12 protein-coding genes are annotated in these 13,555 nt (G+C 60.7%); 5 read left to right on the top strand and 7 right to left on the bottom strand.

Annotated elements, in window-relative coordinates:
- Positions 1–5: 5 nt before the first annotated feature.
- From KIF87_RS09590 to nudI, 4 genes are all read left to right on the top strand, one after another.
- Positions 6–1,409 carry a TolC family outer membrane protein gene (locus tag KIF87_RS09590; protein WP_213328596.1) on the top strand — a complete coding sequence of 468 codons (1,404 nt, stop codon included), beginning with the start codon at positions 6–8 and terminating at the stop codon, positions 1,407–1,409.
- Positions 1,406–3,601, top strand: coding sequence for a type I secretion system permease/ATPase (locus tag KIF87_RS09595; protein WP_213328597.1), 2,196 nt, complete (start codon positions 1,406–1,408; stop codon positions 3,599–3,601). Before KIF87_RS09590 ends, KIF87_RS09595 begins: the two co-directional genes overlap by 4 nt.
- A gap of 10 nt (positions 3,602–3,611) precedes the next feature.
- The gene (locus tag KIF87_RS09600) at positions 3,612–4,781 is read left to right on the top strand and encodes a beta-barrel domain-containing protein (RefSeq protein WP_213328692.1); all 1,170 of its coding nucleotides are present in this window, start codon (positions 3,612–3,614) and stop codon (positions 4,779–4,781) included.
- A 190-nt stretch (positions 4,782–4,971) separates the two neighbouring features.
- Complete coding sequence (nudI, locus tag KIF87_RS09605) at positions 4,972–5,397, top strand: nucleoside triphosphatase NudI (RefSeq protein WP_193805780.1); 426 nt, start codon at positions 4,972–4,974, stop codon at positions 5,395–5,397.
- Between the two features lie 2 nt (positions 5,398–5,399).
- On the opposite strand, the gene KIF87_RS09610 is transcribed toward nudI, so the two are convergent.
- From KIF87_RS09610 to KIF87_RS09620, 3 genes are all read right to left on the bottom strand, one after another.
- On the bottom strand, positions 5,400–5,909 hold the full coding sequence (locus KIF87_RS09610) for a DUF6622 family protein (protein WP_213328598.1): 510 nt from the start codon (positions 5,907–5,909) through the stop codon (positions 5,400–5,402).
- A gap of 85 nt (positions 5,910–5,994) precedes the next feature.
- Entirely contained in the window at positions 5,995–7,176 is a 1,182-nt protein-coding gene (locus KIF87_RS09615) for an aminotransferase-like domain-containing protein (protein WP_213328599.1), read from the bottom strand.
- A 20-nt stretch (positions 7,177–7,196) separates the two neighbouring features.
- Positions 7,197–8,084, bottom strand: coding sequence for a LysR substrate-binding domain-containing protein (locus KIF87_RS09620; protein ID WP_213328600.1), 888 nt, complete (start codon positions 8,082–8,084; stop codon positions 7,197–7,199).
- Positions 8,085–8,181: 97 nt separating this feature from the next.
- On the opposite strand from KIF87_RS09620, the gene KIF87_RS09625 reads away from it, so the two are divergent.
- Entirely contained in the window at positions 8,182–8,784 is a 603-nt protein-coding gene (locus tag KIF87_RS09625) for a short chain dehydrogenase (protein ID WP_213328601.1), read from the top strand.
- Here the strand turns inward: KIF87_RS09625 and KIF87_RS09630 are convergent.
- From KIF87_RS09630 to KIF87_RS09645, 4 genes are all read right to left on the bottom strand, one after another.
- A complete protein-coding gene (locus KIF87_RS09630) occupies positions 8,778–9,512 on the bottom strand; it encodes a class I SAM-dependent methyltransferase (RefSeq protein WP_213328602.1) in 735 nt (244 codons plus the stop codon). The genes KIF87_RS09625 and KIF87_RS09630 overlap by 7 nt on opposite strands.
- A gap of 126 nt (positions 9,513–9,638) precedes the next feature.
- Positions 9,639–11,018, bottom strand: a complete 1,380-nt coding sequence (locus KIF87_RS09635; RefSeq protein WP_213328603.1) for an amidohydrolase family protein — start codon at positions 11,016–11,018, stop codon at positions 9,639–9,641.
- A gap of 1 nt (position 11,019) precedes the next feature.
- On the bottom strand, positions 11,020–11,976 hold the full coding sequence (locus KIF87_RS09640) for a carbamate kinase family protein (RefSeq protein ID WP_213328604.1): 957 nt from the start codon (positions 11,974–11,976) through the stop codon (positions 11,020–11,022).
- Positions 11,973–13,553 carry a xanthine permease gene (locus tag KIF87_RS09645; protein ID WP_213328605.1) on the bottom strand — a complete coding sequence of 527 codons (1,581 nt, stop codon included), beginning with the start codon at positions 13,551–13,553 and terminating at the stop codon, positions 11,973–11,975. The genes KIF87_RS09640 and KIF87_RS09645 overlap by 4 nt, the downstream gene beginning before the upstream one ends.
- Positions 13,554–13,555 lie beyond the last annotated feature (2 nt).

The following is a 13,555-nucleotide window of genomic DNA, read 5'->3' on the forward strand; positions in this document are numbered from 1 at the left end:
ATGACATGGGAATGAAGATGCCTTACTGGTGGCTTTCGTGCTGCCTGATATCTGTGCCCGCTCTCTGCGCGAACCCGGCGGCAATCATCAATACCGGACAGCTTCGCGAAACGCAGGAACTCCCCTCGCTCAATGGCCGCGTCGCCCCTGCGGCTGGCAAAGCCGCCCCCGGTTCATTGCAGCTTGGCGAGGCCGTCAACCGCGCCGTCACCTGGCACCCGGCCATTAGCGAAGCCGTGGGGAAACTCTATGAACAGAGCGAAGAGGTGGACGTCGCTAAATCAAAATACTATCCGCAGATTAATGCCGGCGTGGACAGCGGTTATTCCCATGACGGCGATCAGAACGGCTTTACGCCGTCGCTTGTGCTCTCTCTCTCACAGATGCTCTACGACTTTGGCAAAGTGGCCAGCCAGGTGCGCGCCGAGAGCGCCGGCGTTGCCCAGCAGCAGGCCAACGTGCTGGTGAGTATCGACACTATCGCCCACGATACCGCCATCGCCATGGTGCAGGTGCAAACCTTGCAGCAGATGGTCGACACCGCTAAAGAGCAGCTCGACGCCCTCTCCTCGATTGGCACGCTGACCCGCCAGCGTAACGACGAAGGGGCCACGTCGCTCTCTGACGTGGTGCAGACCGATGCGCGCATTGAAGGCGCGCGCGCCCAGCTGATGCAGTACCAGGCCAGCCTGGACAGCGCCCGCGCCACGCTGATGAGCTTTCTCGGCTGGAACAGCCTGAACGCCATCAGCAATGACTTTCCGCAAAAGCTGGGCCGGAGCTGCGACATCGCCGAGCCGGATGACCGTCTGGTGCCTGCGGTGCTTGCCGCCTGGGCGCAGGCTAACGCCGCCCAGGCTAACCTCGACTACGCCGACGCGCAGATGACGCCAACCGTCTCGCTGGAGCCGGAGGTGCGTCACTACATGAACGATCGCTATGCGGGGAGTGAAACGCGGGATCGCACCCAGTATTCCGCCTGGGTGAAAGTGCAGATGCCGCTCTACCAGGGCGGCGGCCTCACCGCCCGGCGTAACGCTGCCGGACACGCGGTGGAGGCGGCGCAGTCCACCATTCAGCGTACGCGCCTTGATGTCCGCCAGAAGCTGCTGGAAGCCCGCAGCCAGGTGATGAGCCTGCAAAGCACGCTGCAAATCCAGGGCCGCCAGGAGGCCCTCAGCGCCCGCACCCGCGAGCTGTACCAGCAGCAGTATCTCGATCTCGGCTCGCGCCCGCTGCTCGACGTGCTCAACGCCGAGCAGGAGGTCTATCAGGCTCGCTTCACCCAGCAGCAGACCCTCGGTCAGCTGCACCAGCTGCAGCTCAACTGCCTGTATAACACCGGGCAGCTGCGTCATGCGTTCGATCTTGATAACCGCACCATCCAGACCGTGGAGATCCAGCCATGAAGCAGCGTGATATCCCGCAAGGTGAAAACATGACGGATGAGGCGCTGGCGCAGTGGGCGCAGGCCTTTGGTTTTGTCGCCACGCGCTACCGCGTCGCCTGCTCTCCCGGCGCGCTGCTGGCAGGTGCGCCGTGGCTAAAAGGCAAACCGATGGTACCCGCCCTCACCCAGCTGGCCCGCGAGGCGGGGCTGTCGTTTCAGCTCCTTACCGACGATCGGCAGGCGATCAACAGCTGGCGTCTGCCGGTGGTGGTGGCGATGCATGACGGCAGGATCGGCGTGATCGAGCATTTCGACGGGGACGATACGCTGGAGGTCAGCTTTTTCGGCGATGAGACCTACACCAACCGGCTGTCGATGACGGTGATGCTGCCCGCTATCCGCCACGTTATTGCCCTGCGTCCTCTCGCCGCGCTGAAGGACAGCCGCGTGGACGCCTATATTTCAAAATACCGCCCGGACTGGCTCTACCGGCTGGTGATGCGCGACCTGCGCCCCTACAGCTGGGTCATGCTGGCCGCCCTCTTTATCAACGTGCTGTCGCTCTCCGGGATCGTCTTTTCCATGCAGGTCTATGACCGGGTGATCCCCGCCCAGTCCTACCCGACGCTTTACGTCCTGACCATTGGGGTGCTGATTGCCACCCTGTTTGGCTTTGTGCTGCGCGTGGCGCGCGGGCACATTATGGATCTGCTGGGCAAGCGCTCGGATATGCGCGTTTCGGATCGCGTCTTCGGCCACGCGCTGCGGCTGCGCAACAGCGCTATTCCCCGCTCCACCGGCAGCTTTATCTCCCAGCTGCGCGAGCTGGAGCAGATCCGCGAGATGGTGACCTCGTCCACCATCTCAACGATTGTCGACCTGCCCTTCTTTTTACTGTTCGTGGTAGTGCTGGCGATCATCGCGCCGCAGCTGGCGTGGATCGCCCCGGTCGCCGCGGTGATCATGGTCCTGCCCGGCCTGCTGATGCAGAAGAAGCTGGCGGAGCTGGCGAAGCAGTCAGCCCATGAATCGACCCTGCGCAACGCGGTGCTGGTGGAGAGCGTGCAGGGGCTGGAGGACATCAAGCTGATGCAGGCGGAAAACCGCTTTTTGCAGCAGTGGAACAGCTATATCCAGATCACCGCGGAATCCGGCCTGCGCACCCGCGAGCTGACGCAGAACCTGATCAGCTGGGGAATGACCATTCAGAGCCTGGTCTACGCCGGAGTAATTGTGGTCGGCGCCCCGATGGTGATCGACGGCACCCTGACCACCGGCTCGGTGGTCGCCGCGTCGATGCTGGCCTCCCGCATGATCGCCCCGATGGCGACGCTGTGCGGCGTGCTGGCCCGCTGGCAGCAGGTCAAAGCGGCAAAAGAGGGGCTGGACAGCATCATGCAGCTTCCCACCGAGAACCAGCGCGAGGAGACGCCAATTCGTCAGGACGTGTTGCGTGGGCACTATCTCTTTGAACAGGCGCAGTTCCGCTATCACCCGGAGGATCCGCGCATGGCGCTGCGCATTAACCGGCTGGAGATCCGTCCGGGTGAAAAAGTGGCGATTCTGGGGCGCAACGGCGCGGGGAAATCGACCCTGCTGCAGGCCATGGCGGGCGGGATGGACCTGGCGGCCGGCGAGCTGCGGCTTGATAACTTCAGCCTGCCGCATCTCGACGTCGCCGACGTCCGGCGCAACGTCGGCTTTATGACCCAGAACGCCCGGCTGTTTTACGGCACCCTGCGCGAAAATATCACCCTCGGCATGCCGCGCGCCACCGACGAAGAGATTTTCGAGGCGCTGGAGCTGACCAGCGCGGCAGGCTTTGTGCAGAAACTCCCCAAAGGGCTGGACTACCCGATCATGGAAAACGGCGTGGGGTTATCCGGCGGGCAGCGGCAGTCGATTCTGCTGGCGCGAATGCTGCTGCGCGATCCGAATATTGTGCTGATGGATGAACCCACCGCGTCGCTGGACGAGCACACCGAGCGGGAATTCATCCAGCGTCTGGGCGACTGGCTCGGGCATCGCACCCTGATTGTTGCCACGCATCGCGTACCGGTGCTGGAACTGGTGGAGCGCGTAGTGGTGTTGAAAGAGGGCATGCTGGTGATGGACGCGCCAAAAGCCCAGGCGCTGAACAACAGCCGCATGCAGCAACAGCAGCAGGCAGCAACCGGACGGGAGTGGAAAAATGAAAATCAGTCAGCGTGACGTGGCGGCAATGGACGATCTGGATAACGCCCTCGACTCCGAAAGCGGCTACACCGGCGCGCGTCGGATCGTGCTCTTCTCGCTGCTGATGTTCGTGGTGCTGGGCGTCTGGGCGTGGTTTGGCATGCTGGATGAGGTGTCAACCGGCTCGGGTAAAGTGATCCCCAGCTCGCGCGAGCAGGTCTTACAGTCTCTCGACGGCGGGATCCTCACCGAGCTGAACGTGCACGAGGGCGATCAGGTGCAGGCCGGACAGGTGCTGGCGCGGCTCGACCCGACGCGTTCCGAATCGAACGTCGGCGAAAGCGCGGCGCGCTACCGGGCTTCACTGGCCTCCAGCGCCCGCCTGTACGCCGAGGTGAACGATCTCCCGCTGAAGTTCCCCCCCTCGCTGGCACAATGGCCGGACCTGATGGCTGACGAAACGCGGCTCTACAACTCCCGCCGCGCGCAGCTGGAGGATACCCAGCGGGAGCTGCGCGCCGCGTTAGATCTCGCCAATAAGGAGCTGGCCATCACCCAGCGTCTGGTCAAAACCGGCGCCGCCAGCCACGTGGAGGTGCTGCGCCTGCAGCGGCAGAAAAGCGATCTGGAGCTGAAGCTCACCGACTTGCGCTCGCAGTATTACGTTCAGGCGCGCGAGGCGCTCTCCAAAGCCAACGCGGAGGTGGATATGGTTTCGGCCATCCTCAAAGGCCGCCAGGATTCCGTGACACGTCTGACGGTAAAATCCCCGGTACGCGGGATCGTGAAAAACATCAAGGTCACCACCATCGGCGGCGTGATCCCACCCAACGGCGAGCTGATGGAGATTGTGCCGGTGGACGATCACCTGCTGATTGAAACCCGCCTGTCGCCGCGCGATATCGCCTTTATCCACCCGAACCAGGAGGCGCTGGTCAAAATCACCGCCTACGATTATGCCATTTACGGCGGGCTGCACGGCGTGGTGGAAACCATTTCCCCGGATACCATCCAGGACGAAGCCAAACCAGAGGTGTTCTATTACCGGGTGTTTATCCGCACCAGCCAGGATTACCTGGTGAATAAGGCGGGCAGGCACTTCTCGATTGTGCCGGGGATGATTGCGACGGTGGACATTAAGACCGGAGAGAAAACGGTGCTGGATTATATGATCAAGCCGTTTAACCGGGCGAAAGAGGCGCTGAGGGAGCGGTAGTCAATCGCCTTACCCGACCTACGTTCTAAAGCTAAGGGGAACGTGGTTTTCTCCCTCTCCCTGTGGGAGAGGGTTGGGGTGAGGGCATCACAAAACGTGGAAAACCGAGGGGGGAGAATCGAACATCCCTAACATAACCTTCCCACTTCTTCTGCTAAAGTAGCCCAAATTCATTTTTCAGGAAGAAATCATGCGCCAACGAACCATTGTCTGCCCCATCATCCAGAACGACGGTGCCTATCTGCTGTGCAAAATGGCCAACGATCGCGGCGTGTTCCCCGGCCAGTGGGCCCTCTCCGGCGGCGGAATGGAGCCGGGCGAAACCATGGAACAGGCGTTGCGCCGTGAGATCCGCGAAGAGCTGGGCGAAGCGCTGGAGATCGCCTCGGTCACGCCATGGGCTTTTCGCGATGACATCAGAGTGAAAACCTACGCCGATGGCACCACTGAGGAGATTTACATGATCTATCTGATCTTCGACTGCATCAGCACCAACCGGGCCGTCACGTTTAATGACGAGTTTCAGGAGATCGCCTGGGTTAATCCGGAATCGTTAAAAGAGCTTGATCTCAACGAAGCCACGCGTATTACCTTCGCCCAAAAGGGCCTCCTGTAAATTCAGACCGGAACACGGGCGACATACACCCCAATATAGCGCGCAAATTTCCCGAGAAACACGCCGGCAAACACGCCGCCGGAGACGATCGCCAGCGCGCTCATGGCGGGCTGCTGCATCGTCTGGGGAGAGACCGCGCTCATCACGCCCAGCACATATTTCACCCCGAACGCCAGCATCATAAACGGCAGCGCGGTGTAGTCTGCCTGGCGGAAAAGGGTGCGCGGCGCCTCTGCACGGGTAATAACCGCCTGCTTAATCAGGAAATACCCCAGCGCGGCCCCGGCGAGGATCCCCGCCGTCCACAATGCGACAGTCCCGGGGGTTAACGTGCGGTAGACCACCAGATCGTAAATATCCCAGATAAGAAAGATCGCCGGAATGATGGCAAGCCTCTCCAGCGTAACGGTGGTGGGCCTGCGGGCTTTAATGCCGCGAGAGATGAGGAAGATAAACAGCACCCATACCCAGACGGGCGTGTGGGTAACGACACCGATCAGAAATTCAAACATGGAACTCACCATGAACGATCGCGGCCCGTGCCGCCCTGAACGCGTATTGCGCATAACGGCAGGAAAGCCATTATGCGCAGCTCTTTTAGAGCGATTTTTTCAGGCGTTGAACCGCCTCTTTCAGATCTTCATCCGTTGGCGTCACAAATGACATGCGCAGCGTCGTTGGGTCTGGCTCATTGCAGTAGAAAAACGCGCCAGGCACAAATACTACGCCGTTGCTTAACGTTTTTTCAAGCCAGCGGGTGGTGTTACACCCATTATTCATCTTCGCCCACAGGAACATACCGCCCTTCGGCTTGTGGAACGACATCACATCGCCCAGCTCGGCCTCCAGCTCGGTTGCGAACGTCTGGTATTTCTGACGATAGGCTTCGCGGATCGTTTTAATCTGATCGGCCAGACGACCGGTTTTCAGGTACTCATACGTCATCAGCTGCGACAGCGTGCTGGTGTGCAGATCGGTGGTTTGCTTAAGGTTCACTACCGCGCGCTTCAGCCATTCCGGCACCAGCACCCAGCCTACGCGAGTCCCCGGCGCGAGTATTTTAGAGAAGGTTGAGGTATACACCACGTTCTCTTCATTGCCGATATCTTTGGCATGGGCAATCAACGGGCGGAAGACTTCATCGGTATAATTAATTTCGCTGTACGGGTCGTCTTCAATAATCACGAAGTCATAGCGCTTCGATAATTCCACCAGCTGCTTACGGCGCGCTTCAGACAGCGTGACGCCGCCGGGGTTACCAAAGGTTGGAACGATATAGACCGCTTTGATAGCTTTCTTTGCCGCCAGGGCCTCAAGTTCGTCGACCTTCATGCCGTCGCCGTCGGTGCCAACGGATTCAAAGTTGGCCTGCGCCAGGCCGAAAACCTGCAGCGCGGCAAGATAGGTTGGACGCTCAACCACAACGGTGTCACCCGGGTTGATTAACGCACGCGCCAGCACGTCAAGCGATTGCTGCGAGCCGGAAGTAATAACAACATCATCGGCCTTACAGGCGATACCGCGCCCCTCGCAGATGCGCTGAATTTCTTCGCGCAGCCCCGGGACGCCTTCCGTCAGGCCGTACTGGAACGCCTCGCCAAAATGCTGTGATAAGACGGCATCGGCAGCAATTTTAAGCCCTTCGTGATCGAACAGATCGGGATTAGGGATACCCCCGCCCAGCGAAATCACCCCTGCCATTTTGCTATGTTTTAATAATTCACGGATGGCAGATGATTGCAGGCCCTGCGCGCTGCTGGCGAGTTTGTTTGCAGACATTCTTTGATTACCTTCTTTTTTTATATTGTGCCCAATCTTAGCAGAATATGGGCGATAAATTCCGTAAGCTTAGGCAGTTGACGTAAATCCTGACGCCACAATAAATGCACCGGCCTCGGCGCGGGCGTGTACTGCTCCAGCACCCGCACCAGCCTGCCGCTTGCCAGCTCTTCCGCCACCAGCACTTCCGGTTGCAGCAACAGCCCCGCCCCGGCTCGCGCCGCCATGCGTAAGCCGTAGCCGTCGTTACATCTTAAGATCGCATCCCGCTTCCAGCGCACCTCCCCTTCCACGCCCGGCAGCCGCCACTCGTTACGCGCGGTCCACACCGTGTGCGAAAGACACAGATGATCCACCAGATCGTCTGGCGTTTGCGGCGTGCCGTGTCGCGCTAAATAATCCGGCGCGGCGCAGATCACCATGTTGTAGGGGCACAGGTATTTCGCCACCAGATCGTCATTGCGAACGTCACCAATGCGAATGGCCAGATCGACGCCCTCCTCCACCAGATCGACCATCCGGTTGGTAAGATCCAGCTCGATGCGTACCTCCGGGTAGCGCTGTAAAAAGGTTGCCGTCAGCGGGGCAATCACGCAGCCGCCAAACGACGTGGGTGCCGTGACGCGCAACGTTCCGGCAGGTGCAGCCCGCAGCCGCTCGACTGCATTTTCAGCAATGGAGACCTGCTCCAGCACCCGCTTCGCCTCGTCGAAATAGACCCGTCCGGCATCGGTCAGGCTCTGACGGCGCGTGTTGCGCTCCAGCAGTCGCGTGCCGAGCTGGGACTCCAGCAGGGCAATATACTTCCCCACCATCACCGCCGACATCTCCAGACGTGACGCCGCGCCGGTAAAGCTGCCGCTTTCCACCACCGCAATAAACGTCTCCATACCGCGAAGCTTATCCATATTCCGAACCTCTGGTTAGCAATCTTCTAACTGTAGCCCAGTTTATCTGCATTTTTATTTATTAAAGAATAAAGGCTCACAACATAAGGAGTCGGCTATGAAAATCGTCATTATTGGTGCCAGCGGTACGGTCGGTCGTGCAGTAACGGAAGAGCTGAGTCGTCGCCACGAGGTCATCCGCGTGGGTCGCACGCAGGGCGACGAGCAGGTGGATATCACCTCGCAGGCGAGCGTCCAGGCGCTGTTTGAGAAAATAGGCCCGGTGGATGCGATTGTTTCCGCCAGCGGTGGCCTTCACTTTGGCCCGCTCGCGACCATGAAGGACAGCGACTTCAACCAGGGCCTGCAGGATAAACTGCTCGGGCAGGTGCGACTGGCGCTGACCGGCCAGCACTATCTGAACGAAGGCGGCTCGATTACGCTGATAAGCGGGATTGTGGCACACGAGCCGATTGCGCAGGGCGTGAATGCCACCACGGTAAATGCGGCGCTGGAAGGGTTTGTCCGCGCCGCAGCCTGCGAGCTGCCGCGCGGGATCCGCATCAACCTGATTAGCCCGACGGTACTCACCGAATCCGCCGAAGCGTACGACGGATTCTTCCCGGGCTTTGAAAGCGTTCCCGCCGCAACCGTGGCGCTGGCCTACCGCCGCAGCGTGGAAGGCGTGCAGAGCGGGCGGGTGTATAAGGTGGGTTACTGAGCCTTACGGGCGGCGATCAGCACCAGCATCGGGCGCTCCGCCTCTTCGGCCAGCGCGGGCCAGGCGTCAATCTGCGCCTGCGCTGGCCCCCACTCGTTGACCTCGCTTACCGTTAATCCGGCCCCGATCAGCGCGTTAAGCGTGGTGCCGAGCGTGCGGTGGTATTTCACCACCCCGTCCGCCAGCCAGTTGCTGACGCGCCTGCCTTCATCCTGATAATGGTTTACGCCCCAGAACCGCTCGCCGTTATCGTCAGTCAGCCAGCCCTGACGGGTGGCGCAGGTGTAAATGGGGTGCTCCATCGAAAAGACCAGGCTTCCGCCGGGTTTGAGCGCGCGCTGAACCCTGGCGAACAGCGTGTCCAGCTCCGGCAGGTAGTGCAGCGCCAGCGAGCTGTAGACCAGATCGAGGCTGTTCTCGTTGAGCGTGAGAGATTCCAGATCGCTACGCTGATAGTGAACCTGTGGGTCAGCGGTAAGCTCCGCCGCGCGGGCGAGCATCTTTTCTGAGATATCCACGCCGGTCACTTCAGACGCGCCCAGCTCACGGGCTGCGCGGCAGAACCAGCCGTAGCCGCAGCCGAGATCGACAACCGATTTGCCGGTTAAATCCGGCAGCATGGCCTTAAGCGCAGGCCACTCCGGCGCGCCGTCCAGACCCTGTACCGAGCGCGGAAGCTGGGCGTAGCCTTCAAAAAACGCCGGGTTGTCGTAGATGTTTTGTGCCATGGCAGATCCCTCTTTAAGAATGTGACTCCCAGTATAAAACATTGCCGGGTGGCGCTGCGCTTACCCGGCCTACGATTTGAGGGTTTCAGTAGGCCGGGTAAGGCGAAGCCGCCACCCGGCTCGCTTTTAGCCCACAGTACCCCAGACCAGATTTCCCTTATGGAACGTCGCGGTACGCGGTGAAATGCGCGCCACGGCCTCGGCGGAGCAGGAGGCATCCACCAGCACAAAGCTGGCGTCGTCCTGCGCTTTTGGCCACACGCGTTCGCCTTTGTCGTTCAGCGGCAGCACGTCGCCGGTGGCGATACCGAGCGCACGGGAGAGCGTCTGCTCGTTGGGACGAATATAGAGCTGCGCATAGAGATTCGCTTTCTCCAGCATGTCCCCCAGACCGTACGGCGACCAGTGATCGATCACGCTGTCGGTGCCGGTCATCACGAACACGCCCTTCTCGCGCAGCTGCTTCAGCGGCATATGCAGGGTGCCAATCGGCACGGTGGAGGCGATGGTCACCTGCTGCGCCGCCATGCGGGTGGCGATCTCATCCACCTGCTGCTCGTTGAGCGTCGCCAGCGCGAAGGCGTGGCTGATGGTTAACCTGCCCTTCAGCTCCGGCGTTTTCTCCACGGTTTCGACCATATAGTTCACCGCCGCCACGCCTGCCGGGCTGGTTTCGTGCAGGTGAATGTCCACCCCTTTGTCGTAGTCCAGTGCAATCTGGAACATGGTGTCGAGGGATTTCTCCATCGCGCCGTCGACGTTGGTGGGGTCCAGCCCGCCCACGTAGTGCGCCCCCGCCTGCATCGCCTCGCGCATCAGCTTTTCGGAATTCGACAGCAGCAGGCCGTGCTGCGGGAAGGCAACGATTTCGCAGTCAAAACCCGCTTTGCGGCGCGCCAGCACCGCCTGCAAATTTTCCAGGTTTTTCAGGCCGGAAACCGGCTCAATATTGCAGTGGCTGCGGGCGATGGTGGAGCCTTTCGACTGGATCAGGTCGATCAGCTTTTCCGCACGTTCCTGGGTGTAGGGCTGCAGCTCCGGCAGCAGCTTCTGCTCAAGGCGGATCATGTCCTGAATCGTGGTGCCCGCCGGACGGTTCAGGGAGCGCCACGGGCCGCCGTAGAAGGTTTTATCCAGGTGAATGTGCATGTCGCGCATCGCCGGAAGCATCAGCTTGCCGCCTGCGTCATAGTGCGGCAGCGTGGCGTCGGCGTGGCTCTTGTTGTCGCGCAGGGCGACGATCTTCCCGTCCTTGATTTCCAGCGTTTTCAGTTCGGTGCGGGTGCTCGTCGCCACGCCGCCGTCGACGTTAAATCCGGCTTCGAGCAGCACGTTGTCGAGATAGTAATGTTTCGCGGTGATGTTCATCGGTTTACCCGTCTCGCAGGTTGGCTTTGCGGAGTCAGCAGCATACGCGACGGATCCGGTCGCGCCAAACAGCGCACAGGCGGTGACCATTTTGCCGCTCTGGCTAATAAACTCGCGGCGGCTTTTATTTTCACTCATCTTATCTTCCTTCATTAACGATATGGGTGCCGGTTTCCCCGCGCAGCGCCGCGGGCAGGCAGTCCGGCGAGGTGACGATCACCCGCTTGCCGCCGTGGCTTAAAAATTCCAGCGAGGCGACGATTTTGGGCAGCATGCTGCCCGCCGGGAAGTGGCCTTCATCCATATAACGCGTCATCTGCGCCACGTTAACGGTGTCCAGCGCCTGCTGGTTTGGCTTGCCGAAGTTGACGCACACCTTTTCCACGCCGGTGGTAATCACCAGCACGTCGGCACCGATCTCCCGCGCCAGCAGCGCCGTGGAGAGATCTTTATCAATCACCGCGTCGACGCTCTGATAATCCCCCTGCTCGCTGCGCACGACCGGGATCCCGCCGCCGCCCGCGCCGATCACGACATACCCTTTTTGGGTCAGCATCTTAATGGCATCCGCCTCAACAATCCGCAGCGGCTGCGGTGAAGCCACCACGCGGCGATAGCCACGGCCGGAGTCCTCAACAAAACGCCAGTCCGGGTGCGCGCGCTGCAGCTCATCGCGCTGCGCCTCGCTGAAGAACGCGCCGATAGGTTTCGTCGGGTGCGTAAAGCCGGGATCGTTTTTATCCACCTCCACCTGCGTGACGACCGTGACCGCTTTTTGCTCCCCGCGCGCGGCCAGGCAATTGTTGAGCGCCTGCTGGATCAGGTAGCCGATGCCGCCCTGAGTATCCGCCACGCAGTTTGCCAGCGGGGTCAGCGGCAGTCCTTCCCGCTCGTGGGCGATTTCGGCGCGGCGCAGATCCAGCCCCACCTGGGGGCCGTTGCCGTGGGTGAGCACGATGTCATAGTCGGAGGCCAGCATTTCCAGCACCGACTCTGCCACCGCTTTCACCGCCTGCGCCTGATGTTCAACCGACTGGCTGGCGTTGTCTTTGATAATGCTGTTGCCGCCGATGGCGACGACCATAAGCTCTTTCATTTTGTTTCCTTTAGAAGGTGCGTTCTGGTGCCCTCACCCCGGCCCTCTCCCACAGGGAGAGGGGGATTAACAGAGGTATCCAGCACATGCTTCACCACAAACATGCCGCCCATCATCAGATACGCGGTGACGAACATCAGCGAACTGCCTTCGGCAAAGCCCACCACCGGGGCGTGGATCACCCCAAACAGCGCCAGCAGCGCCCCACCCGCAGCCGCAACGGCCCCGCGCAGCGGTTTGTTGATGATGGCGAAGATGGCGATACAGCCCCACAGCATGCTGGCGAGCGGTGCGCCGTTCCCCAGATGGACTAAACCCTCGTAGTAGATCCCCTTGCTGTGCAGCACCTCGGTGCCGATTTTGGCCGCGCTGGTGCCTGCCGCCCCCATCACGCTGTTCATCATGGTCAGCGCCCAGTTGGCGATCCACGGGAACAGGCAGATGAAGATAACGGGCACCTCTACTTTGGGCGTTTCCCTTACCACCTGGTTGGCCGTCACGACGCCGATAAACACCAGAATCGGCACGATGGCGGTCATCGGAATGATAGCGAGCATAAACGCCCCCAGCCCGAACAGCGGCACGATGAACATGGTCACGCCCGAGGCCAGCGTGTAGCCGATGCTGGCCCCCATCGCTTTCCAGCCGGGGTGGCCGACGTAAACCGTCACCGGGAACGGGTTGCCCATCAGGCAGCCGAGCATGGAGGCCAGACCGTTCGCCAGCATCACCTTGCGCGTCGGATACGCATCCCCCGCCGCGTGGGCGCTTTCGATGTTCTCCAGGTCAAAGATGTAGTTCGCCAGCCCCAGCGGCACGGCAGAGGCAAGATACGGCAGCGCGTGCGGCAGGCCCTGCAGGAAGCCTTCCACGTGCACCTGCGGCGGGTTAAAGCCGAAGGATGACATGGACGCTTTTATCGCTTCCGGGCTTTGCAGGCCGGAGATCCACGCCAGTGCGGTACCGGCTATCAGCAGCAGCAGGCCGGTCGGGATACGGGCGAAAATCGGCTTTTTGCCAAACCAGTTAATGAAGATCAGCAGCAATACGATGAACGACACGGTCGGCGCTTCAAACGCCTGCAGCATCGGGTTCATCGCCAGCAGCAGCAGGCCCAACCCGGAGAGGCACGACAGCAGCACGGTACGCGGGATCATCTTGCGGATGGTTTCCCCTAAAAACGAACCGCCCGCGAGGATCATCGCCTCCACGAAGCACCAAACCAGGCCAATCTGGATCGCAAACTCCGCATCGCCCGTTTGCTGATAAACCGGCATCAGCACCAGGAAGGTCACGGTGAAAATTGACGGCGCGCTAGGGCCGGACGGCAGCGCGGTCACATCCGTTCGCCCGGTGGCACGCGCCATCTGCATGCCGAACCAGGCGTAGCAAATACTCGCGACCAGCACCGCCAGCCCGAAGGCTGGCGCGATGCGTCCATAAACAATCTCCTTCGGGATGCCGACGACAAAAATGAGCAGCCCCATCATGGTCAGCAAATTGGTCAGGTTGTTGGTCATCAACCCGAAATAGGCCGCCCAGTCACCTCTTTTCCACTCCAGTTTCATGTTTTTCATGG

The organism is Enterobacter sp. 120016 (assembly GCF_018383635.1).
Classification (GTDB): domain Bacteria; phylum Pseudomonadota; class Gammaproteobacteria; order Enterobacterales; family Enterobacteriaceae; genus Enterobacter; species Enterobacter asburiae_D.